Below are 21,905 nucleotides of genomic sequence, written 5' to 3' on the forward strand. Positions count from 1 at the left end.
ACCTCCTAGCTAACTCTACCTACTTCTTTTTTCCATAATTTCCATAAGAACCATAGGCTCCATAGCCACCATAAGCTCCGTATTTTTCAACTTCTGTGTTAAATTTATTTAGAACCACACCTAAAAATGAAGTTCCTGTTTGTTCTAACTGTTCTTTGGCCTTTAAGATATCACGACGTTTTGTCTCACCTGCTGCAGTTACTAAGATAGAAGCATCACATTTTTGCGCAATGATGGCAGCATCAATGACCATTCCAATCGGTGCCGTATCGACAATGACATAGTCAAAATACTTACGCAAGGTATCAATCATAGTGGCAAAGTTTTCACTCTGTAAAAGTGCTGTTGGGTTAGGTGACACAGGTCCTGCTTGAATAACAAATAAATTTTCAACATTGGTATCACAAAGTCCATGAGAAAGGTCAGTAGTACCTGCCAGAAAATCCGTTAGACCAGTAATTTTTTCTCTTGATTTAAAGACTCCTGACATGATAGAATTCCGAATATCTGCATCCACCAATAAAGTTTTATAGCCTGCACGCGCAAAGGCCCAAGCAATATTTGTTGACGTTGTTGATTTTCCTTCGCCAGGTTTAACAGATGAAATGGCAAGAACTTTCAAATTATCACCACTCAATTGAATATTTGTTCGTAAAGCATTGTAATGTTCTTCTGCTTTTTTCGCAAAATCTAAACGTTTTTGTGCTATTACTAATGTTGGCATATTTTCTCCCTTATTTTAACTTATTCAAATCTGGAACAATTCCTAAAAGTGCAACATGCATTACTTCTTCCACGTCTTCTGGTCGTTTAACACGATCATCTAATAATTCAAGCAATAAGATAGAAACAACCATCACTGCACCACCTACTAGGAAAGCAAGCGCGGTATTTCGACGAATATTAGGTGAAGATGGTGTTAGTGCAGGTCTAGCTTCCTCCAATGTTGTCACATCAGATACACGAGTTACAGAAATGATTTTTTCAGCAGCCACTTCACGAAGAGCATTTGCGATACGGCTAGCTTCTTCTGGTTGTGCATTTTTTACAGTAATTGATACGATACGAGTATCCACAGGTACTGTTACCTGAATCTTCTTACTTAATTCCCTAACTGTTTTCTCTAGTTTAAGATTTGAAATGACTTTCTCGAGTACATCTTGAGAGAGGATGATTTCCTTATAGTCTTTTACCAGATAGGTACCTGCCTGCAAATCCTGGTTCGTCAACCCTGCTTTTTCCGATTGATTTCGATTGACCACATAAATACGTGTCGTACTAGAATACTCAGGTGTCAGTACAAAACTACTTACACCAAAAGCTAGGACAGCTGCTACAATCGCAGTTAGTATAATAGCGATTTTCTTCTTCCAAAGGACTTTAAACAATTGAAAAACATCAATCGTAATTTCTTTATTTTCTTTCATGTCAACTCCTAAATAATTTGATCAGATAAGATTAAACGAGGATTTTCAATAAATAATTCTCTCGCTTTTCTTTCACCGTATTGTTTTGAGATAAGCTCATAGGCTTCTTTCATATAAGGCGGTCTTTGGTCTAAATTGTGCATATCACTAGCAACAAAATGAACCAAATCACGTTCAAGAAAATACCTAGCTCTTTTCTTCATAAATTTGTATTTATCCCCAAACAACTTTGGTTTTAAAACACTTGAACTGTTGATTTGTGTATAACAGCCCATATCAATCAACTCTTTTACCCGTTTTTCGTTATTTTCTAATTCATGATAACGTTCAATATGAGCAACTACAGGCGTTATACCCAGCATGAGAACATTGCTCAAAGCAGTATGGATTTCCCTGTAAGGGGTAGCCATACTAAACTCAATAAGAGCATAGCGTGTCCCATTAAGACTTGGAATCACCTGTTTTTCTAACTTCTCAAGCACATCATGTGTATAATAAATTTCTGCTCCATAGAGAATGGTCAAGTCTGGAGCCACTTCCTTGGCTATCTCCTTAACTTCTTGGAAATTTGTTGCTATTGTCTCCTCAGGAGTTTCAAACATTCCTTTTCGTCTATGTGATGTCGATACAATAGTCCTTACCCCTTGCCTATAGGCTTCTGTCAGAAGCACCTTGCTTTCTTGCTTCGTTTTAGGACCATCATCCACACCAAATACAATATGCGAATGAATATCAATCATTTTGTTTTATTTTCCTTCCAACACATCATTGATGGCAGCCTTGACTGACTCTAAACTGCTGTCACTTATTTCCATCATGTAAAGATTACTCTCAGGCATGGCGTAAGACGGTAAATCCATACGCCCTGTTCCTTTAAGATCTTGCGAATTGATCTTATAAGTTCCACCACTCTCAAGTTGGGCATTGACCAAATTCATCATGGTTTCAAGCGGCATATTGGTTTGAATCGAATCTTGCAGCCCTTTTATAATACTGTCATAATTTTTCAAAGCTTCTGTCGAGGTTAACTTTTGCAAAATAGCTACAATCACCTTTTGCTGGTTACGACCACGATCCCGGTCTCCATCTGCCAGAGAATAGCGCTCACGCACAAATCCAAGAGCGTCTTTCGAATCCAAATGTAATGTACCTACTGGATAATTTTTTCCATTATTTGTATGTGCATTAAACTCCTGATCATTATAGACATCGACTCCACCAAGGAGATCAATCAATTTCAAGAAAGAGGTGAAATTCAAACGAGCGTAGTAGTTTAAGTCAATGCCGTAGAGATTTTCCAGTGTGTGAATGGAAGCATCTACACCATAAATCCCTGCATGGGTTAACTTATCTTTTTGGTTGTTGCCACCATCTGCAATTGGAACATAGGAATCACGAGGGGTTGTTGTCAAGAGAATTTTTTTAGTTTCGCGATTCACTGTCATAATGATATTGACATCCGAACGAGAAACTGAACTGATTGGACCGTAAGTATCAATTCCGCTGATATAAACGTTGAAACTGTCACCTTTGACATCTTTTGGAGTTTCAACCGTCTTGGTTAATTCTTTGGTATAGATTTTCTTAATTTTTGAAGCATAGTCAGGATATTCCGATTCGATAATGTTTTCAAAGACACTGTTTAAGATAATCGCTTTCGTATCTCCAGCCAATAAACTCTTATAGGCTGCAAGATAGGAGCTGCTTTCTTCAACTGTCAATTCCTTATTTTGACTCGTCTTAATATCAGCGATTAGCTTTTGAATATTCTCATTATCCGTACCTGTTGGCCCCATAACACTAGATAATTGGGTAACATTATTGATATCGCTATCCTTTAAAACGACGACGCTGAGAGAATACTCTGAATAATTTGAAGTTGCATTAATATGACTTGTAAATCCTACAAATTGCTGCAGAGTAAATAGAGAAACTGAACTCACTAAAACAGCTAGTGTCAAAAAGAAAATCGTGAACTTTTCTGCTTTTTTATAAATTATTAATATTGCGGCAGTCACAGCAACCATCACGGCAAAAACTGCGACCACTATATTAACGTGCCTGAAAGCAAGTATATTGTACTTAAAGATTAAGAACAATAAAAAACCAACTAACAATAAATAAATAGTCAACAAAACTATATTAACACTTCGCTTCACTTTCTGTGAACGTGATTTTTTAAAACGTCTACTCATGATTAACACCTATACATTTAATGTTACTATTATATCACTTTTTTACGATAAATTCTACATTTAGCGAGTTTATAAACATTCTTAGATATAGGTTATTTGGACATCATAAGCACTTATACTCTTCGAAAATCTCTTCAAAGTACGTCAGCGTCCATCTACAACCTCAAAACAGTATTTTGAGCTGACTTCGTCAGTTCTATCTACCACCTCAAAGCTGTACTTTGAGCTAGCTTCCTAGTTGCTCTTTGATTTTCATTGAGCATTAAACCATCAAAATCAATACAACATTTCATTTACAATTCAGCATAACTAGACAACTACTAGCCCATACAGCAAAAAACAGTCCTATTAGGACGACTCTATAAAAATCATCCAATAGAACTGCTCATCATTATTTAACATGATTTTCTGCTTCTTTTTGAGCTTTTTCGATTGCTTTTTTGCTTTCTTGCTCCCATTTGGTCTTCGCTTCTTCATACTGTTTGATTGTCACAGTATCTTTTTGCAGTTTCATATACTTGTAGTTATTGCCGTCACCCTTGATACCAACCAATGAATACCCTCTTGTAAATGGCGTTACTTTGGTTACAGATGCTGTACCACCACTTGACATGGCTGACATAATCAGAGAATTGTCAATCATCCAAGCCTGTGCTTCAGCATATTTTTCATAGCGTTTGGCTACATCTTTATTTTCACTATCTGCATCTTTGAGCATCTTGGTGTAAGTATCAAGACCCAAGCTAGCAATCTTAGCTTTATCTTCCTGAGCATCTAGACCAAAGATCTTGAGGTAGAATCCATCCTCAGCATTGAAAGGATTAAGATAAGTTGACGGATCTTGGTAGTCACCTACCCAACCATCAAAGTTCAAATCGTAGTCTCGATCAGCTGGCGTTGGTGCCAAGAAGGCTACGTTATTAAAATCATCTGTTGAAAGTTGTTGAACATCAATAACAATGTTATCAGCACCCAAGACTGACTCAAGGGTCTGCTTAACAGAGTTCATACCTGTCACAGCATTTTTACTTGTCTGATCAACTGCAACATCCAAGTGAATTGGGAAAGTCACACCTTGACTTGCCAATTCTTTTTTAGCTTCCGCAAATTTTACTTGGGCTTTTTCTTTGTTGAAATAGGCATCCTGAGCATCTGCCAAGTTAATACCTGACCATTCTGTGCCATAGTTGACCAATTTAGAAGCAACTACTTCTCCAAAGGTCTTGTCTCCCACTTGAACAAATGTAGGAGGCACTAGGGTGTTACGAAGTGTCTTGCTAGCCGCTTCTTCCCCATTTGACTGAGCAGAATAGGCTGTGCGGTCCAAGGCAAAGTTCACTGCTTGGCGGAAGTTTTTGTTCAAGACAGCTGTCTCAGTTGACTTCTTCTGATCATCTGTCGTTTTAGCAGTGTGATTGTAGGCCTTACGGTTGACGTTGAAATTGAAATACCAAGAAGTCTTGTCCTGCAAGCTATAGACGATATTATCCTTATATTTCTCCTTGATCTTAGCAAAGTTTGAACTATTTGGATAAACCCCAGCGATAGAATAAGCTCCACTTTCAAAGTTACGGATGGTCAATTCTTGGTCTGAGCCATCAAAATAAGCCAATTTCACGTGTTCAATCGATACTTTGTCATGATCATAGTAATGCGGATTCTTCACATACTCGATCGATGATTTTGATGTGAAATCTTTTAACAAATAAGGTCCGCTGTAGAGAATGCTATCTGGAGATAGGGTACCAAAATCTTTCCCTTTTGAACTTAAAAACTCTTCATTTACCGGGAAAAGAATACTATTGGTTGTTTTGGAGTTCCAGTAAGGTTCTGGGCGTGCCAAAGTATATTCAATAGTCTGGTCGTCGATGGCCTTCACCCCAACCTTAGAAAAGTCAGAATCCGCTCCTGTAATATAATCATTCAAGCCCTTGATCGAGTTTTGAATCAAGTCAATGGCCTGGGATTTATTATCCACTGCGTACTTAATCCCTGTCACAAAATCTTGTGCCTTGACTGGGGCATATTCTTCACCGTCAGCCGTGAACCATTTGGCATCTTTTCTCAATTTGTAGGTATAAGTCAGACCGTCGCTCGACACAGACCAGTCTTCTGCCAAAGATGGAACTAGATTTCCGTGGTTGTCATTTTCAAGCAAACCATCAACTAGATTGGTTATAATAGCTGTATTATCAGCGTAGTAGTCTAATAAATAGTTAAATGTAGTTGGATTTCCACTAAAGGTTGATGAGTAAGTTTTTGTATCTGAACCTGATTGTCCGCAAGCAGCTAAAAGTAAAGCAGCCGCAACAGTCAGGCCTGCACTAAGGACACGCTTTTTTGTAGTCATCTTCTTTCTCCTTTATGTTAGTTTTTATAACATAGATTTATTTTACCAAAATAGTGGAAATTTGTAAAGTTAATTGAATTTCTAGAATGAAAGTTTATAAACCTTGGTTATAAAAAAACAAAGGATTTCTGCCTTTCATACAGTCCTCCCTTGTTTTTATACGATTTCAATTTTAAATTTTTCTGTAAAAAATATTTATAGTAATTCCACACAGAAAGCATCCCATGGAGCTAAGATTTGTTTTTCAAAGGCTTCCTGAGCCGTGGTATTTTCAATCAAGACAGATTTGACTTTTCCTTCTACTGTCAAGTCTTGTTCTTCATTGGACAAGTTAGCCACAACTAGGAAGCGACGGTCGCCATCTTTACGGATATAGGCGAAGACCTTGTCAGTTGTTTCCAAGAGTTCAAAGTCAGCTCGAATCAGCCAGCTATTCTCCTTACGGATTTGAACCAGTTTCTGATAAGTATAGAAAATAGAATCTGGATTTGCCAGTGCTTCTTGAACATTAATTGCTTGATAGTTTGGATTGACTGCCAACCAAGGCTGACCTGTCGAGAAACCGGCGTTTTTGCTTTCGTCCCATTGCATTGGGGTACGGGCATTATCACGTCCAATGACACGGATACTGTCCATGATTTCTTCCATCGGAACACCTTTTTCAAGAGCTTCACGCGCATAGTTAAGAGATTCAATATCTTCTACTTGGTCCAGCGTTTCAAACGGATAGTTGGTCATCCCAATTTCCTCACCTTGGTAGATATAAGGTGTTCCTCTCATGAGATGAAGTAAGATTGCAAAGGCTTTGGCAGATTTTTCGCGGTATTCATGGTCATTTCCCCAGATTGATACAATACGAGGAAGGTCATGATTGTTCCAGAAGAGCGAATTCCAGCCATCCTCAACTCCTAATTCTGTCTGCCATTTATTGAAAATCTCTTTTAACTTAGCGATATTCAGCTCTTTTTGATAGTGCCATTTAGGTTGCCCTTCCTGATACTGAAGACCGATATGTTCAAACTGGAAGACCATAGATAATTCTTGCCCCTTTGGATCTGAGTAGAACTTAGCAATCTCTGGAGTTGCTCCCCATGTTTCTCCTACTGTTAAGAGATTCTTATCTCCAAAGGTCGCCTGATTCATCTCCTTGAGATAGGGATGGAGCATAGGACCATTATTGACTACTTTCTCGTCAGGAATTTTCCCAATCATGTCAATAACATCCATGCGGAAGCCGCCAATCCCTTTATCAATCCAGAAGTTCATCATCTCATAAATTTTCTGACGAAGCTTTTCATTTTCCCAGTTGAGATCAGGCTGTTTCTTGCTGAAAAAGTGAAGATAGTATTGACCCGACTTTTCATCGTATTCCCAAGCAGATCCACTAAAGATGGAATCTAGATCGTTGGGCTCATCGCGCCAGATATAGTAGTCTCGCTCAGGGCTGTCAGGATTTTCACATGCCTCGACAAACCAAGCATGCTCATCTGAGGTATGATTGACCACCAAGTCCATGATGATACGAATATCACGCTTCTTAGCTTCCGCGATCAGTTGGTCCATATCCTCCATAGTCCCGAAAATAGCCGCAATCGCTTGATAATCAGCAATATCATAGCCATTATCATCCATAGGACTGTCATAAACTGGAGAAAGCCAAATCGCTGTAATTCCTAACTTAGCTAGATAGTCTAACTTACTGGTAATTCCTGGCAAATCGCCAATTCCATCTCCGTTGCTATCCATAAAGCTCTTAGGATAAACTTGATAGACTACGGCATTGTGCCACCATTTTTCTTGCATCTTCTTACCTCATTATTTTAATAATCTGTAGTCTATGATAGCGCTTTTTAAAATTTTATGCAAGCGTTTGCCTAATCTTTTTGATTCCTTTTTTAACTCCATAGTTTCCTAACTGCCAATTTTTTATTATAATAGAGCTCAGAGGTAAAAAAATGAAAAAACAAGCTTTTAGTTCTGAACAATATTTGAATCTACAGCGCGACCACATTTTGGAGCGCATTAATCAATTTGACGGCAAGCTCTACTTGGAGTTTGGTGGCAAAATGTTAGAAGATTTCCACGCTGCTCGTGTCCTTCCTGGTTATGAGCCTGACAACAAAATCAAGCTCTTGCAGGAGTTGAAAGAGCAGGTTGAGGTCGTGATTGCTATTAATGCAAGTAATATCGAGCATTCCAAAGCACGTGGTGACTTGGGCATTTCTTATGACCAAGAAGTTCTTCGTTTGATTGACAAATTCAATGAACTGGGAATTTTTGTTGGCTCAGTGGTCATCACACAGTACGCTGGCCAACCAGCTGCAGATACCTTCCGCAATCAACTTGAGAAAAACGGAATTGATTCTTATCTTCATTATCCAATCAAAGGATATCCGACGGATATGGATCACATCATTTCTCCAGAAGGCATGGGAAAAAATGACTACATCAAAACTAGTCGCAACTTGATCGTCGTAACCGCTCCTGGACCTGGTTCTGGAAAATTAGCAACTTGTATGTCCAATATGTACCACGACCAAATCAATGGCATCAAGTCTGGCTACGCTAAATTTGAAACCTTCCCAGTTTGGAATCTTCCCCTTCATCACCCAGTCAATTTGGCCTACGAGGCTGCCACAGCTGACCTTGATGATGTCAACATGATCGACCCCTTCCATCTCCAAACCTACGGAGAGACCACTGTCAACTACAACCGTGATATTGAAATTTTCCCAGTTCTGAAACGCATGTTGGAACGTATCCTAGGAGAGTCTCCATACGCTTCTCCAACAGATATGGGAGTCAACATGGTTGGTTTTGCTATTACTGATGACGAGGCTGCTGTCGAAGCTTCTAAACAAGAAATCATCCGCCGTTACTATCAAACTGTTCTTGATTTTAAAGCCGAAAAAGTTGGCGAAGCTGCTGTCAAGAAAATAGAATTGCTTATGAACGATCTTGGCATCACACCTGCAGACCGTAAGGTTGCTGTCGTTGCCCGTCAAAAAGCAGAAGAAACTGGCGGACCAGCCCTAGCCCTTGAATTGCCAAATGGGGAAATCGTCACAGGTAAGAACTCAGAACTCTTTGGCCCTACAGCAGCTGCTCTTATCAACGCCATCAAAAAATCAGCTGACATTGCTAAAGAAGTAAAACTAATCGAACCTGAAGTTGTTAAGCCAATCCAAGGTCTTAAAATCGATCATCTCGGTAGTCGCAATCCACGCCTTCATTCTAATGAAATCCTGATTGCTCTTGCCATCACAGCTACAGAAAATCCTGATGCTGCTCGTGCTATGGAAGAGCTTGGCAACCTCAAAGGAAGCGAGGCCCACTCAACCATCATCTTGACAGATGAAGACAAGAATGTCCTTCGCAAACTAGGTATCAATGTAACCTTTGACCCATACTACCAATACGACCGTTTGTATCGCAAGTAAAGATTTCAACCTCTCCACCCTCGGAGAGGTTTTCTCTCTGTCTAAGGAGCCAGCTTTATGTTATAATGAAAGAATAAAACTGAAAGGATTGACCATGTCAAAAGAAGTTATTGTTGAAAGTTTTGAACTTGACCACACTATTGTTAAAGCACCCTATGTTCGCTTGATCGGGGAAGAAACAGGACCCAAAGGAGACATCATCTCCAATTATGACATTCGCTTAGTGCAACCAAACGAAGACTCTATCCCTACCGCTGGCCTTCACACTATCGAGCACCTCTTGGCTAAACTCATCCGTACCCGCATTGACGGTATGATTGACTGTTCACCATTTGGTTGCCGCACAGGCTTCCACATGATTATGTGGGGACGCCATACTAGCGCTGAGATTGCAGCTGTTATCAAGGATTCGCTCAAGGAAATCGCTGAAACTACTACTTGGGAAGACGTCCCTGGAACAACCATCGAATCTTGCGGAAACTACAAGGATCACAGCCTCTTCTCTGCTAAAGAATGGGCAAAACTCATCCTAGAACAAGGGATTTCAGATGATGCCTTTGAGCGTCATGTGATTTAAACATAAAAGGAACCAGTTTTTTTCAGCTGGCTCCTTCTTTTTTTATTCTCAAAATTTTGTCTTATACTCAATGAAAATCAAAGAGCAAACTAGGAAACTAGCCGCAGGCTGTACTTGAGTACGGCAAGGCGACGTTGACGTGGTTTGAATTTGATTTTCGAAGAGTATTAGGCTTTTTCACGAATAACCAAACCACCATCTTCCATGTCAGCTTCTAGGTGTTTAGCATCAAGGTTATCCAAGTGGAAGTCTGTGACTTTGTCACGGATTTGTTGTTCAACCACACGACGGAGTGGACGAACACCCATGACTTCATCGTAGCCTTCCTCAGTCATGTATTCTTTAGCAGCTTCGCTCACTGCCAAGTCAATGTCTTTCTTAGAAAGCGTCTTGTTAACTTCAACCAACATAAGGTCTACAATCTTAGAAAGATCTTCTTTGCTCAAGTGTGAGAATTCGATGACAGCATTGAAACGGTTAAGGAATTCTGGACGGAAGTAAGGTTTCAAACGATCCATCAATTCTGGTTTATCAGCATCTTCTGTCAAGTTGGCTTCATAGCCAAATCCAGCATTTGAGGTCGCAATAATGACAGTGTTCTTGAAGTTTACTGTATTTCCTTGACCATCTGTCAAACGACCATCATCTAGAACTTGGAGGAGAAGAGTAATGACTTGAGGATCAGCCTTTTCAATCTCATCCAAGAGAATGATAGAGTATGGATTGCGACGAACACGTTCTGTTAAGGTATTGCTATTGTCATCATAGCCCACATAGCCTGCTGTTGTACCAATTAGCTTAGAAACGGCTGTGCGGTCACTGTATTCAGACATATCCAAACGGATGATCGCATCCTTGGTTCCAAACATATCTAGCGCCAATTGTTTAGCAAGTTCTGTCTTACCAACACCAGTAGGACCTACAAAGAGGAAGCTACCGATTGGACGGTTACCTTCATCAAAACCAGCACGGTTACGACGGATAGCTTTTGCTACTGCTTCAACGGCCTTATCTTGACCAATAACTTTCGTCTGCAAACGATGACCCATATCTTTCAAACGTTCGATGTCCGTAGCCCCCATTTGAGATACTGGAATACCCGTCATACGTTCTACAGATTCAGCCACATCGTTGACACTTGCAGTCACTTTCATATCTTCTGTATGGTTTTCGATTTTCTTTTCCAATTCTGCGATGCGTGTTTTATAGTTTAGAGCTGCTTCAAAATCTTCTGCCTCAACTGCTTTTTCTTGCTTGTCTTTTTCTACCTCAATTTCACGTTCAACAGCATGAACATCTGTTACTGGATGCTGAGCTGCTAAGTGAGCTGCCGTTACATCGACAAGGTCGATAGCCTTATCTGGCAAGCTACGTTGAGGAATATACTGAACAGAATAATCCACCGCTGCTTTCAAGACCTCGTCTGGCAAGATGACATTGTGGTGTTGTTGATAGAGGTCACGAATTCCTTGAAGAATTTTAAAAGTATCCTCTGCTGAAGGAGCATTGACCTTCACTTCGTTGAAACGACGAGCAAGAGCAGCATTCTTCAAGATGGTGTTACGGTATTCGTCTTGAGTAGTTGCGCCAATCACTGTCAATTCTCCACGTGAAAGAGCTGGTTTCAAGATATCAGCAAGACCTTTAGACCCTTGACCATCACCTGTGCTACCAGCACCAAGAATTTGGTGAATTTCATCAAAGAAGAGGATAATATTCCCTGCTTCTTTCACTTCATTTACTAGATTTTGAACGTTTTCTTCAAAGCTACCACGGTATTGGGTCCCAGCCTCAAGGCCTGAGATATCAATGGAAATAATTTCCTTATTCTTAATAGCAGCTGGAACATCACCATTCACAATAGCTTGTGCCAAACCTTCGACAACGGCTGTCTTACCAACGCCTGCATCTCCGACCAAAACAGGATTGTTCTTGGTACGGCGTGAGAGGATTTCAGATGCTTCTTGAATTTCCTTGTTTCGTCCGATAACAGGATCCAGCTTGCCCTCACGAGCTTCTGCTGTTAAGTTACGTCCAAGTTTTGCAAGGACACCATCTTGCTTCATACCTGACGTATGTTGTGGCATTTGTCCATCAACTTCTGCACTTCCTGGCAATTGGCCAGTTGCACGATAGCGAGCAAATTCCTCAGGTGTCACTTCACGTCCATTAATCAAATAGCGACGGTTTTCAGAACTATATCCTCGCATACCACCCATCAATTGGTTAAATAAATCATCCATGTTGTTAAAGTTATTAAAGTTGTTATTCATATTCTTTACCTCTTTTTGTTTACTTTGTTATTATTATTGATATTGACTATCTTTGACCTTTGTTTTAAAAAATTTAGACTAGCTAACTCGCTACTCTACGTACTATTTCTGGTTTTTCTTTTTCAAACAGGAGTAGACTATCTTTACTTCTGAAGATTTCTAGATTAAACATAGACCCACCTCTTTCTATTTCACTTTAAATAAGTGTTCTAGCAAGGCTTTCATTTACCTTACGTTCATAATATACTACATTAGTCAGAAAAGGTCAAGAGATTTGACTTTAATTGACCAATATTTTTTAAACAGCAAAAACACCCTGAAACATCAGGGTGCCATTCTTATCTCAAATACAAAATTGCTAGGGTCAGTAGACTTGCTAGAAGCCCAACTCCCCAAAAGAAGAAGTCAACCTTCCACTCGCTCCAAGGATTTCCTTTACCAGAAAATCCTCCAAGTTCAAAATGGTGATGCACAGGCGTCATACGAAAAATACGTTTACCACCAGTCATTTTGAAATAGCTGACTTGCATCATAACCGAAGTTGTTTCAAAGACATAAACAATTCCGATAATCAAGAGAGTCCATTCTTGGTGGAGAGCCATTGAAATAGCTGCCAGCATTCCACCGAGAGCCAAACTTCCCACATCTCCCATAAAGACTTTAGCAGGCTTATGGTTAAAGACGAAGAAACCGAGTAAACCACCAATCATGGCAAGAATCACTAGAAGGATATCCATCTGACCTTGCACATAGGCAATAACTCCATAGGCAGACAAACTAATCACAACGGAAATACTAGCTAAACCGTCAATGCCGTCTGTCAAGTTGACTGCGTTTGAAAAACCAACTAGCCAGAAAAGAGCAAAAACAATATAGAAAATCCCTAGATACACTTGGTAACCAAAAACTGAAAGCATATCGCCACCGCGCTCATAGAAAAGGTAGAAAATGACGCCACCTAGAAGTTGAAGTGCCAATTTTTGCTTAGGATTCAGCCCCTCATTGATTTTACGAAAGACCTTGAGAAAGTCATCTAAAAATCCGACAAGTCCATAAAGGACCAAGATGAACAAAATCATTCCCACATTATTGGTCAATTGTTTTGCAAAAAGAGCAACAAGGAAACTCACCACAACTGCAGCAATGAGGAAAACAAGTCCCCCCATAGTTGGCGTGCCAGCTTTTGCCTGATGCTGTTTGACATCCTCGTGCATCTGCTGGCCTGTAATTTGCGCCTTTCTATAAAATTGGATAAAGGCCGGAATTCCTACCAAAGTTAGTAAAAATGTCACAATTCCAGCACTGATGGAAATAAACATATTAGTCTCCTAAAGTTAATGTAATTTTTTTAATGTCCTTGATAGCTGTGTTAGCACGAACATCCTGCTTCTGCACAGTAGAGCCTGAACCTTCAAATTCAAGTTCTATATTTAACCACTTAGAAAAAGCTTCTGCGGTTGCTTTTGTCCAACCATACATATCTGGAATTTCTTCTACCTTATCCGATAAAAGAAGAACTTGTTGGTTTGGTGCAAGATTGGTCCCTTCTTCTACAGATGATTCTTTAATCTTTGTTCCTGTTCCCACAACGATTGGTTGCACAATATTGCGACGTAAGGCTTCCGCCAAATCACCGGGTGAAATATCCTTGATACTAGGCATGGCATAAGCGCTTTGATTGGTTACCTGATCTAACGTTTTAGCGGTAGATTGCAGGTTAAGGGAATCTTTCATAGCCACTGCTCTTTCCAAGATAGGATTGGCAAATTCTCCCAACTGGATACCTGAATAATGCTCAGGCTGTTGAACCGTCACATAAAGGATAAAATCAGGATTTTCAGCAGGGTTCATCGATACAGCTGAAAAAATGTAATTGGTCGTACCAACTAAGTAACCTCCATTTTTCTCATCGGCAATCTGAGCCGTACCGGACTTGAGGGCTACATTTTGACCAGGAACAGTTACAGTTGGCTTGCCTGTGCTGTGGTTATGCATGGTTCCATAAACTGGATCTGTTCCTACCAAAACCATGTTGGTTCGAGTTAGACTGGCTGCATCTTTAGAAACAGGATTTCCTACAATCTCTTTTTGAGATTTTCGAACAGATTGGTCATTTGGATCATATAAGGCACTGATAAATTTAGGTTCTAACATGACTCCATCGTTGGCAATAGCCGTGAAGGCACGAATCATTTGCGTCTGGGTTACTGAAATCCCTTGTCCAAATGAACTCTGGGCAATATTGACAATATTGTCAGCAGGAAGTTGGCCTGCATATTCATCCGTCAAACCAAAACGAGTCGGAACACCAAATTTAAAGCGACTTAGATAATCCAGCCAGGTAGCATCTCCCATCTTTTGCTCCAGAAGCGTCATCCCAACGTTACTTGAGTGCGCAAACCCTTGAGAAAAGGTCATCATTCCTCCGCCAGTTAATCCTTCATTGACGTCCCAATCTCGGATAGTAGCATCTGCCACTTTTAACTCACTACTATTGAAGACTTCTCCTCCTGAGAAAGTGTTATTGTCAATAGCAGCTGCGAGTGTCATGACCTTCATGGTTGACCCTGGCTCATAGTTACTTTGATAAAGGATATCACGCCAAACAAAGTCCTTGGTCAACCCTTCCTTAGTATCGGCATCGAAGGTTGGTCTCTGCGTTGTTGCAAGAATTTCTCCCGTTTTAGCACTAACCAAGGTTGCTGTCATATACTTGCCTTTTACTTTTTCTTGAAAGGCATTCATCTGTGTCTCCATGAAAGACTGAAGGGTGCTGGAAATCGTTGTATAAACATCCTTACCATCTACCGTTTGTTGGGAAACTTGTTCCGTTCCGGGTACAACATTACCCAGACGATCTTTTTCATAGGTAATAATACCGTCTTTCCCTGCAAGAATACTGTTCAAGGAACTCTCCATCCCAGAAGTTCCCAGCAAACTCTTGCTCCCATCTTCATTTTCATGGAGTTGAGCTAAACCAATAAAACTAGAAGCGAATTGTCCATTTGGATAGCTTCTGTTAGGGCTAGTTGTAAAGTCAATTCCTTCAACACTAGCGTCTTTCAAATCCTTTTTAATAGCCATCATATTGGCATAGGTAATCCCATTTCCTTTGGCACCAAAAGAAACTTGAGTCAGATTCGGTTGAGACAATTGTTCTTTAACATAAGCCTCGTCCATATCCAGATACTTATGGAAAACCTCTGCTACCTTATTAAACTGGGCATCTTCTACATAAAGAATTTTACCAGTTGCTGATTTGTATTTTTTATCAATAACAGCATAGACATTATAGGAGGTTGCATCCTCAGCAATCGGGACTCCATTTCGGTCATAAATAGTCCCACGTTTGGCAGGGACTGTACGGGTTATTTGGTGAACTTTCTTAGCCTCTTTTACTAGATCCGTTCCAAATTTACTACCACTCCCGATAATAACAGCAAAATTGACCAAAAAGACAGCGAAAAGTACGACAGCTAACAAGCTGATGTACTTCCCCACTATTTTACGGTTTTCTGCTGGAGATTTACGGTTTCTAATCGCAAATCGGGTTATTCTTTTTGTCCACTTCATATCTTACTCCGCTGATCGAATATTCTCGTTATTCAATTTTAAGTCCTTAGAATTTGCGATTTCTTTCAAGCGTTCTGCCCTCAACAATTCATTTACCTCTTGTTTGGCATCATCCAACTCTGTCTTCTTCTCTTCTATTTGTGCATTGATTTTTGTCAAATCACTTTGCACTTGCAAGAGGCGTGTCTGCATAAAGATAATACTCACTGCTAAGACGAGAGCCGTAAACGCAATGGAAAGATAAAAAGCCTTCTCCACACGGGAGAATTTTTTTATACGATTCTGCAAGAATTGACTGGTTGTTTCTTTTTTATCTACCATTTTTTCCTCTTACTTGTGAATTTTTCTGGCCACGCGCAACTTGGCTGAGTGCGAGCGGTTATTGGCTTCTAATTCTTCTACACTTGGCAAGATTGGCTTACGGGATACCAATTCCATCTTGGGCTTGAGGTCATCTGGGATGAAGGGCAAACCTTTTGGAACTTCCACTGTTGACGCTTCCTTGAACAATTGCTTAGTCAAGCGGTCTTCTAGTGAATGAAAGGTAATCACTGAAATTCTACCATCTAGAGCCAACATATCCATAGCCTGCTGGATGGATTCATCTGCCGCCCCCAGCTCATCGTTAACTTCAATTCGAATAGCCTGGAAAATCTGCTTGGCAGGATGGCCCTTCTTCTTGAGCTCCTTGGCAGGTTTGGCCGACTTGATAATTTCTGTCAACTCCGTCGTTGTCTCGATTGGCTTGACTTCACGCGCTTGTTCAATCTTACGGGCAATCTGTTTAGAGAATTTGTCCTCACCATACTTAAAGAAAATTCGGACCAAGTCATGATAGTCATAGTGGTTCACCACTTCATAGGCTGTCAGACTAGCTTCCTGATTCATCCGCATGTCCAGTGGCGCATCCTTTTTATAAGAAAAACCACGCTCACGCTGGTCCAATTGAGGACTAGACACTCCCAAGTCATAACAAATTCCATCAATTTCCTGAACACCAGCTTCGCGCAAACGTGCCTGTAAATGACGGAAGTTATCCTTGATAAAGGTCACCATTCCCTTCTCAATGTAGGGTGCCAAGCGTTGTTGTGCATTGTCAATGGCATTCTGGTCCTGGTCAAAGGCATAGAGATGGCCTTTTTCACTTAATTTACTTAATAAATATTCGCTATGGCCTGCTCCACCCAAAGTCGCATCAACGTAGATACCGTCAGGCTTTACGTCGAGCATATCAATCGTCTCATGGAGTAAGACCGTTACATGATGAAATTCTTTTGTCATATCTTATCTATTTTACCACAAATCTGACTAGCTTGCACTAGTCAGACAAATAGGCCACAAACAAGTAAGAATTCTTTAAGAAATATGTCAAATATGCTTGACATTCACTCCATAGAAGAATATAATGTAGTCAAATATATGCGACACAAATCAGAAAGGAGTCCAGATGAATCGTGTGAAAGAATTTCGCAAGGAACTGGGCATTTCCCAGCTCGAACTCGCCAAGGATATCGGTGTCTCGAGACAAACCATCAATATGATTGAGAACGACAAGTACAACCCAACTCTGGAACTCTGTCTCAATCTCGCCCGCAGCCTCCAAACTGACCTCAACAGTCTCTTTTGGGAGGATAATTTTTAAAAAAGGAGCCAACTTATGAAAAAAGAAACCTTCACTGAAAAACTGATCAAACGCACATACGGTATTTCTGGTCCCCTTGACGAATACAAACGGCGTGAGGCCGATCGTATCGGTAACCAAGTCTTTATCGTCCTCTTTTATCTGATGATTTTCGGAAATCTTATTCCACTCCTTCTGGCCTATAAATACCCTCAAGAAGTGGCTCTAATCTATCCTCCTCTGATTTTAGTGATTGCCCTCATCGCTGCTGGTTATGTCACCTACCAAATGAAAAAAACAGGGATTACAGCTATTGATCCAGATATTCTGAGTGAGAAAGAAAGTAAGCAACTACACTACCCAGGTCTGAAAGCAGGTTTGTTCTTTGGTCTATGGATGTTTTTTATAACTCCTCTTCTCGGTATACTCATAGGTGAAGGTCAGGACTATTTTCATTCTCTTCTCACTATAAGAAATGGTGTATCAAGCATTCTAGGTTCTATTTTCTTCGGAGCGAGCATACAGTTCCTCATCTCCCGTCGCATTGAAAAAGCTAAGAAAGATCAAGATGAGGATTAGGAGGTGCCTTATGAAAAAAGAACAGAAACAGTTACGTTATCCTGGTCTGAAAGCAGGTTCGATTTATGGAACAATAATATTTTTTATAATTCCACCCATTGATACCCTAACAAGTGAAAATCCAAATTTTATCACTTCTCTTCTAAATACAAAACATATTTTTAAAACTATACTGGGAGCTTTCTTTTTCGGAGTGATGATACATATTGTCGACTCACTTCGTATTGCAAGAGCTAAAAAAGACCAGAATTAGGAGGTCCCCTATGAAATCACTACTAACTTTACTTACCTATCATCTTTTGTTCAGTTCCCTGCTCATCTTCATCATCGTTTCAGGGAACTTAATCAGAGAGATATTCCTCGTGCTAGTCTTTGTTCCAGCCCTTAACAAAGGATTGACTTATCTAAAAATTGACTCCCAAAAAACACGCATACTCAACTTAGCACTGTGCTTTATGATTCTATCTTTACCACAACTGATGGTCATCTCAAGCAATTGGAAATATTATTTACTGTTCACTATCGCTATCCTTTCTTCTATCACTTATCTTTATTATCTCTATCAATTCGTAAAAGAAAGTCAGTAAAACCACTCATTTAGGAGGTTACTAGCATGAAAAAAGAAGACTTAACCACTCGCCTACTTCGAAATCTCTTTCACATTCAGGGCCCTTTTGATGAATGCAGACAAGAAATTATCTACAAGGCTTGTGCCCGTTCCATGGTCCAAATCGTTTATTCTTCCTTCTTTCTCTTCTTGTTTTATCTATTATTTGGACGCTTCATAGAGGTCGTTCGCTATGCCATGCCCTATGTTTACTCTGGACTCATTTTTTTCATTACCTTAAAAACTCAAAGAGCCGTCAAAGAACTCCACTTGGAAAAAGATGACAAGTCAGAAATCATCCTCAAAACCTACAGCAAAGCCCAAATCAAATTCCGAAGCTGGATTGTGTTTATCGGTCTTCAGATTGGCCTCTTTACCCTACTCATCTTTCATAAAGTCTTCGTTCAGCAGATGTCCTTTTCAGATTTTGGGAAGTTGCTCATGCAATTCGATAAAAGTGTTCCTTTCCTGATGTATGGCCTGATTATCGGTAGTATTTTCGGAACCCTGACCTACGGATTTCTATCACTACAGGAGGAGAAAACTCCTAAAAATACCAAACAGAAGGAGAAAAGTAAGCAATGACTTCACTATACGATTTTTCAGTCTTGAACCAAGACAATCAAGAAAACTCACTAAATGCCTATCGTGGTAAGATTCTCTTGGTTGTCAACACTGCTACTGGATGTGGTTTAACACCCCAGTATCAAGCTCTCCAAGAACTCTATGACCGCTATCAAGATCAAGGTTTTGAGATTTTAGACTTCCCTTGCAATCAGTTTATGGGACAAGCACCAGGCAGCGCAGAGGAAATCAACGCCTTCTGTAGCCTACATTATCAGACCAGCTTCCCACGTTTTGCCAAGATCAAGGTTAACGGTAAGGAAGCAGATCCTCTCTATGTTTGGTTGAAAGAACAAAAATCTGGCCCACTAGGAAAACGAATCGAATGGAATTTCGCTAAGTTTCTCATCGGTCGTGATGGGCAAGTCTTTGAACGCTTCTCTTCAAAAACGGACCCAAAACAAATTGAAGAGGCCATACGAACCCTACTATAATTTCACAATCTCACTATTATTAGTTCTCCTTTAGCCTAAGAATAGTGAGATTTTTTGATTTGCTTTGACTTAAATAGAAAAACACTCCATGATATGAACCATGAAGTGTTGTAAAAATGATACATTCATAGCAGACAAGGCACTACTGACTGCTATTCCTGACTCCTGAGTATGTATAGGTCCTATTTCTAGGACACGCTTTTTCCGTTACCACCCTAAAATAAAAGCTATGCTCCCGCCCATCCTTGGCATTTTCCTTGTTTAAGACAAAGTAGTTTTTCTGATTCATCGCCATAGTTCGTAGGATGTCATCAATCAAGAAAGTCAAGGGTACGTTCATGGCAGAGTATTTTTGAAAATCCTCTTCAAAACGAATATAGTCATCTGAAAAATAATCCATCTGCAGTTTGTTTTCATACAGCTCTTTTCTAGTCATAAACTCCCTCCTCCCACAGCCGAATTTCTAGGATATCTGCAACCTCTATCAACCTATATCCCTCGTTTGTTCTAATAGATAGAGTCTGATGTGATAACTCCCTCACCTCACCGATGATAGTCGCCTTCTGCCTCTTTTCCTTAACCACAAATAATCCCTTTAGCTGGCTAATATAAAGCTGAGAAAGTAAATGTAGTTTCTCAACTGGGTCCAAATCTATCGAAAAATCAACACGGTTTTTTTCTTCACTGAGCGAACTGGTGTGTTCTGAGAGGTAAAATCCCATCCACTTCTGCATACCTGGATCTTGATAATCTCGCGCGGATTGAAACGGTAAATAAGAACGATCAATCATTTTAGTCCATCTAATCCTCCAGCAGAATGTCCCCCAATCAGCTTGCTTCTGGCAAGACTCCTAGAGGCTTCTTCCAGTGCATTGGCCTTTAAGAGAGAAGTGAAACCAAATTGTTCCCGAATGGAGTCAATGGCCGTCTGGAGCCTTTCTTCTTTTTCTAACTTGTCAACATCATCAAAAAGGGAAATCAATCCAAAGGACTCGTCTACAAAGTCTGAATAGTTTACTCCGACACTTCTGACCGCTCCAGAAGTGTATTTGTTATGAAATAGCTTCAAAACATAATCCGTTAAGACAGCTGTATTATTGGTAGGTTCGACCTTCATTTGTGTGTGAATAGACGACCTGACCTCCTGTTTAGAGAAACCGACATAGATAGAGACAAGGGTTGTTTTCTTACCCGCCCTTCTCAGTCTAATAGCTACCTGCTCAGCCATTTCCCGGAGAATAATTTCAATATCCCGTAGCTTCACGTAGTCTCTAGGCAAAATTTGAGAATTCCCCAAGCCCTTGGATTTGACTTTATAGGGCTTATGAACATTGCTCTCATCAATTCCGTTAGCATGAAACCACAAACGCAGACCAGCCTGACCCAGAGCTTTCTTTAGCTGGTCGGGATTGCTGGTTGCCAATTCCTTGATGGAAAAAATCCCCAGAGCATGCAAGCGTTTCTCCATCCGCCTGCCAATCCCCCAAAAATCCGTCATCTTGGGAATGGACCAGACCTTCTCTTCCACATCCTGGTAAGACCAGTTGGCCCTCATGGTCGGAGTGTGCTTGGCCTCATTATCCAGAGCCAACTTGGCCATTAAAGGATTGGCATTTGACATGCCCACTGTAGAGTAGATCCCTGTCTGCCTCCAAATATCCCTCTGAATACGAGCAGAAAGCATATCCAGCTTGTCTTTGCGAGAGAAACTCTTGTCTGAAATGAAATAATTAAGTGAACTAGTCAGGTCAATAAATCCCTCATCGATAGAGTAGGGATAAATATCATCTGGACTGCCATAGTTTTGAAAGATTCGCTGAATTTCCATATTGACTGCGATGTACTCATCCATCCTGGGTGGCACAATTAAGGTCACTTGAGCCCAATCTTCGATGTAGCGAACATAGTCTGAATCAGTAGGCAACCCCTGCTTTCTAGCATTGTAATAGGAAAATTTTCGCGTTTTGATATCAAAAGGCAAATCATAGGCTCGACCAACATTTGACTTGCCAAAAATCTTCTTAAACAGGGGAGAGGAGGCTAGGATAAGGCCAGTTGAATTATCCGCGCGACTCATGACACAAAGCGAGGTCTTCAGTGGATGCAAGCCCCTTTTCACGCACTCAACACTAGCATAAAAAGATTTCATATCAACAAAGGCAATGTCACTTTTGGGCTCTCTGGAATAATCAAAATAGCCCATTG

Annotated in this window: 22 protein-coding genes; 8 read left to right on the plus strand and 14 right to left on the minus strand. The window is 40.3% G+C overall.

All coding sequences use genetic code 11. From position 1 onward, the window contains the following. Nucleotides 1-19: 19 nt before the first annotated feature. From SK608_RS08475 to SK608_RS08500, 6 genes are all read right to left on the minus strand, one after another. Nucleotides 20-724 carry a tyrosine-protein kinase gene (locus tag SK608_RS08475; protein WP_033678202.1) on the minus strand — a complete coding sequence of 235 codons (705 nt, stop codon included), beginning with the start codon at nucleotides 722-724 and terminating at the stop codon, nucleotides 20-22. A 10-nt stretch (nucleotides 725-734) separates the two neighbouring features. Next, nucleotides 735-1,427, minus strand: coding sequence for a CspC family polysaccharide chain length determinant protein (locus SK608_RS08480; RefSeq protein ID WP_033678205.1), 693 nt, complete (start codon nucleotides 1,425-1,427; stop codon nucleotides 735-737). Nucleotides 1,428-1,435: 8 nt separating this feature from the next. Next, nucleotides 1,436-2,167 (minus strand): capsular polysaccharide biosynthesis protein Cps4B, encoded by a 732-nt coding sequence (gene cps4B, locus SK608_RS08485; RefSeq protein ID WP_033678207.1) that lies wholly within the window; start codon nucleotides 2,165-2,167, stop codon nucleotides 1,436-1,438. A 6-nt stretch (nucleotides 2,168-2,173) separates the two neighbouring features. After that, nucleotides 2,174-3,622 (minus strand): LCP family glycopolymer transferase CpsA, encoded by a 1,449-nt coding sequence (cpsA, locus tag SK608_RS08490; protein WP_000091089.1) that lies wholly within the window; start codon nucleotides 3,620-3,622, stop codon nucleotides 2,174-2,176. A 391-nt stretch (nucleotides 3,623-4,013) separates the two neighbouring features. Further along, nucleotides 4,014-5,972, minus strand: coding sequence for a peptide ABC transporter substrate-binding protein (locus SK608_RS08495; protein ID WP_033678209.1), 1,959 nt, complete (start codon nucleotides 5,970-5,972; stop codon nucleotides 4,014-4,016). A 195-nt stretch (nucleotides 5,973-6,167) separates the two neighbouring features. Beyond that, entirely contained in the window at nucleotides 6,168-7,775 is a 1,608-nt protein-coding gene (locus SK608_RS08500; RefSeq protein ID WP_033678210.1) for a glycoside hydrolase family 13 protein, read from the minus strand. A 152-nt stretch (nucleotides 7,776-7,927) separates the two neighbouring features. On the opposite strand from SK608_RS08500, the gene SK608_RS08505 reads away from it, so the two are divergent. Both SK608_RS08505 and SK608_RS08510 read left to right on the plus strand, forming a co-directional pair. Beyond that, nucleotides 7,928-9,412: a DUF1846 domain-containing protein gene (locus SK608_RS08505; protein WP_033678212.1), complete on the plus strand. Its 1,485-nt coding sequence runs from the start codon at nucleotides 7,928-7,930 to the stop codon at nucleotides 9,410-9,412. Nucleotides 9,413-9,506: 94 nt separating this feature from the next. Further along, nucleotides 9,507-9,989, plus strand: coding sequence for an S-ribosylhomocysteine lyase (locus tag SK608_RS08510; protein ID WP_000032547.1), 483 nt, complete (start codon nucleotides 9,507-9,509; stop codon nucleotides 9,987-9,989). A 167-nt stretch (nucleotides 9,990-10,156) separates the two neighbouring features. Here SK608_RS08510 and SK608_RS08515 read toward each other — a convergent pair whose 3' ends face one another. The 5 genes from SK608_RS08515 to rsmH all read right to left on the minus strand — a co-directional run bounded on the left by SK608_RS08515 (nucleotide 10,157) and on the right by rsmH (nucleotide 17,116). Further along, nucleotides 10,157-12,262: an ATP-dependent Clp protease ATP-binding subunit gene (locus SK608_RS08515; RefSeq protein WP_033678214.1), complete on the minus strand. Its 2,106-nt coding sequence runs from the start codon at nucleotides 12,260-12,262 to the stop codon at nucleotides 10,157-10,159. Between the two features lie 338 nt (nucleotides 12,263-12,600). Beyond that, entirely contained in the window at nucleotides 12,601-13,581 is a 981-nt protein-coding gene (gene mraY, locus SK608_RS08520) for a phospho-N-acetylmuramoyl-pentapeptide-transferase (protein WP_033678216.1), read from the minus strand. Nucleotide 13,582: 1 nt separating this feature from the next. After that, on the minus strand, nucleotides 13,583-15,835 hold the full coding sequence (pbp2x, locus tag SK608_RS08525; protein ID WP_033678218.1) for a penicillin-binding protein PBP2X: 2,253 nt from the start codon (nucleotides 15,833-15,835) through the stop codon (nucleotides 13,583-13,585). 3 nt (nucleotides 15,836-15,838) lie between these two features. After that, nucleotides 15,839-16,156, minus strand: coding sequence for a cell division protein FtsL (gene ftsL / locus SK608_RS08530; protein ID WP_033678219.1), 318 nt, complete (start codon nucleotides 16,154-16,156; stop codon nucleotides 15,839-15,841). A 9-nt stretch (nucleotides 16,157-16,165) separates the two neighbouring features. Further along, nucleotides 16,166-17,116, minus strand: coding sequence for a 16S rRNA (cytosine(1402)-N(4))-methyltransferase RsmH (rsmH, locus tag SK608_RS08535; RefSeq protein WP_033678222.1), 951 nt, complete (start codon nucleotides 17,114-17,116; stop codon nucleotides 16,166-16,168). Between the two features lie 166 nt (nucleotides 17,117-17,282). Between rsmH and SK608_RS08540 the strand changes: the two genes are divergently transcribed. Genes SK608_RS08540 through SK608_RS08565 form a run of 6 tightly spaced genes read left to right on the plus strand, consistent with a single transcriptional unit; the run spans nucleotide 17,283 to nucleotide 19,700 of the window. After that, the gene (locus SK608_RS08540) at nucleotides 17,283-17,477 is read left to right on the plus strand and encodes a helix-turn-helix transcriptional regulator (RefSeq protein ID WP_001082471.1); all 195 of its coding nucleotides are present in this window, start codon (nucleotides 17,283-17,285) and stop codon (nucleotides 17,475-17,477) included. Between the two features lie 15 nt (nucleotides 17,478-17,492). Then, entirely contained in the window at nucleotides 17,493-18,035 is a 543-nt protein-coding gene (locus tag SK608_RS08545) for a DUF3278 domain-containing protein (protein ID WP_033678224.1), read from the plus strand. A 10-nt stretch (nucleotides 18,036-18,045) separates the two neighbouring features. Then, entirely contained in the window at nucleotides 18,046-18,288 is a 243-nt protein-coding gene (locus SK608_RS08550) for a hypothetical protein (RefSeq protein ID WP_033678226.1), read from the plus strand. A gap of 10 nt (nucleotides 18,289-18,298) precedes the next feature. Continuing rightward, the gene (locus tag SK608_RS08555) at nucleotides 18,299-18,622 is read left to right on the plus strand and encodes a hypothetical protein (RefSeq protein WP_033678229.1); all 324 of its coding nucleotides are present in this window, start codon (nucleotides 18,299-18,301) and stop codon (nucleotides 18,620-18,622) included. 26 nt (nucleotides 18,623-18,648) lie between these two features. Further along, nucleotides 18,649-19,227, plus strand: a complete 579-nt coding sequence (locus SK608_RS08560) for a DUF3278 domain-containing protein (protein WP_033678231.1) — start codon at nucleotides 18,649-18,651, stop codon at nucleotides 19,225-19,227. Continuing rightward, on the plus strand, nucleotides 19,224-19,700 hold the full coding sequence (locus tag SK608_RS08565) for a glutathione peroxidase (RefSeq protein ID WP_033678233.1): 477 nt from the start codon (nucleotides 19,224-19,226) through the stop codon (nucleotides 19,698-19,700). The genes SK608_RS08560 and SK608_RS08565 overlap by 4 nt, the downstream gene beginning before the upstream one ends. A 142-nt stretch (nucleotides 19,701-19,842) precedes the next feature. Here the strand turns inward: SK608_RS08565 and SK608_RS08570 are convergent, their stop codons facing one another. From SK608_RS08570 to SK608_RS08580, 3 genes are read right to left on the minus strand one after another with little or no spacing between them, the layout of a single operon-like run. Continuing rightward, nucleotides 19,843-20,136 (minus strand): DUF5960 family protein, encoded by a 294-nt coding sequence (locus tag SK608_RS08570; RefSeq protein ID WP_033678235.1) that lies wholly within the window; start codon nucleotides 20,134-20,136, stop codon nucleotides 19,843-19,845. Beyond that, entirely contained in the window at nucleotides 20,129-20,491 is a 363-nt protein-coding gene (locus SK608_RS08575; protein WP_033678237.1) for a hypothetical protein, read from the minus strand. Before SK608_RS08575 ends, SK608_RS08570 begins: the two co-directional genes overlap by 8 nt. Continuing rightward, on the minus strand, nucleotides 20,488-21,903 hold the full coding sequence (locus tag SK608_RS08580; protein WP_033678240.1) for a Y-family DNA polymerase: 1,416 nt from the start codon (nucleotides 21,901-21,903) through the stop codon (nucleotides 20,488-20,490). Before SK608_RS08580 ends, SK608_RS08575 begins: the two co-directional genes overlap by 4 nt. Nucleotides 21,904-21,905: the final 2 nt, after the last annotated feature.

This window comes from Streptococcus mitis subsp. hohhotensis (assembly GCF_000722775.1).
GTDB classification, from domain to species: domain Bacteria; phylum Bacillota; class Bacilli; order Lactobacillales; family Streptococcaceae; genus Streptococcus; species Streptococcus carlssonii.

Bases quoted from the DNA above. Each gene is read 5' to 3' on its own strand.
- SK608_RS08545 (WP_033678224.1), top strand. From the start codon at position 17,493: ATGAAAAAAGAAACCTTCACTGAAAAACTGATCAAACGCACATACGGT.
- SK608_RS08500 (WP_033678210.1), bottom strand. From the start codon at position 7,775: ATGCAAGAAAAATGGTGGCACAATGCCGTAGTCTATCAAGTTTATCCT.
- SK608_RS08550 (WP_033678226.1), top strand. From the start codon at position 18,046: ATGAAAAAAGAACAGAAACAGTTACGTTATCCTGGTCTGAAAGCAGGT.
- ftsL (WP_033678219.1), bottom strand. From the start codon at position 16,156: ATGGTAGATAAAAAAGAAACAACCAGTCAATTCTTGCAGAATCGTATA.
- SK608_RS08555 (WP_033678229.1), top strand. From the start codon at position 18,299: ATGAAATCACTACTAACTTTACTTACCTATCATCTTTTGTTCAGTTCC.
- SK608_RS08560 (WP_033678231.1), top strand. From the start codon at position 18,649: ATGAAAAAAGAAGACTTAACCACTCGCCTACTTCGAAATCTCTTTCAC.
- pbp2x (WP_033678218.1), bottom strand. From the start codon at position 15,835: ATGAAGTGGACAAAAAGAATAACCCGATTTGCGATTAGAAACCGTAAA.
- SK608_RS08575 (WP_033678237.1), bottom strand. From the start codon at position 20,491: ATGATTGATCGTTCTTATTTACCGTTTCAATCCGCGCGAGATTATCAA.
- cps4B (WP_033678207.1), bottom strand. From the start codon at position 2,167: ATGATTGATATTCATTCGCATATTGTATTTGGTGTGGATGATGGTCCT.
- SK608_RS08505 (WP_033678212.1), top strand. From the start codon at position 7,928: ATGAAAAAACAAGCTTTTAGTTCTGAACAATATTTGAATCTACAGCGC.
- SK608_RS08480 (WP_033678205.1), bottom strand. From the start codon at position 1,427: ATGAAAGAAAATAAAGAAATTACGATTGATGTTTTTCAATTGTTTAAA.
- SK608_RS08570 (WP_033678235.1), bottom strand. From the start codon at position 20,136: ATGACTAGAAAAGAGCTGTATGAAAACAAACTGCAGATGGATTATTTT.
- SK608_RS08495 (WP_033678209.1), bottom strand. From the start codon at position 5,972: ATGACTACAAAAAAGCGTGTCCTTAGTGCAGGCCTGACTGTTGCGGCT.
- SK608_RS08515 (WP_033678214.1), bottom strand. From the start codon at position 12,262: ATGAATAACAACTTTAATAACTTTAACAACATGGATGATTTATTTAAC.
- SK608_RS08510 (WP_000032547.1), top strand. From the start codon at position 9,507: ATGTCAAAAGAAGTTATTGTTGAAAGTTTTGAACTTGACCACACTATT.
- SK608_RS08580 (WP_033678240.1), bottom strand. From the start codon at position 21,903: ATGGGCTATTTTGATTATTCCAGAGAGCCCAAAAGTGACATTGCCTTT.
- rsmH (WP_033678222.1), bottom strand. From the start codon at position 17,116: ATGACAAAAGAATTTCATCATGTAACGGTCTTACTCCATGAGACGATT.
- SK608_RS08475 (WP_033678202.1), bottom strand. From the start codon at position 724: ATGCCAACATTAGTAATAGCACAAAAACGTTTAGATTTTGCGAAAAAA.
- SK608_RS08540 (WP_001082471.1), top strand. From the start codon at position 17,283: ATGAATCGTGTGAAAGAATTTCGCAAGGAACTGGGCATTTCCCAGCTC.
- SK608_RS08565 (WP_033678233.1), top strand. From the start codon at position 19,224: ATGACTTCACTATACGATTTTTCAGTCTTGAACCAAGACAATCAAGAA.
- cpsA (WP_000091089.1), bottom strand. From the start codon at position 3,622: ATGAGTAGACGTTTTAAAAAATCACGTTCACAGAAAGTGAAGCGAAGT.
- mraY (WP_033678216.1), bottom strand. From the start codon at position 13,581: ATGTTTATTTCCATCAGTGCTGGAATTGTGACATTTTTACTAACTTTG.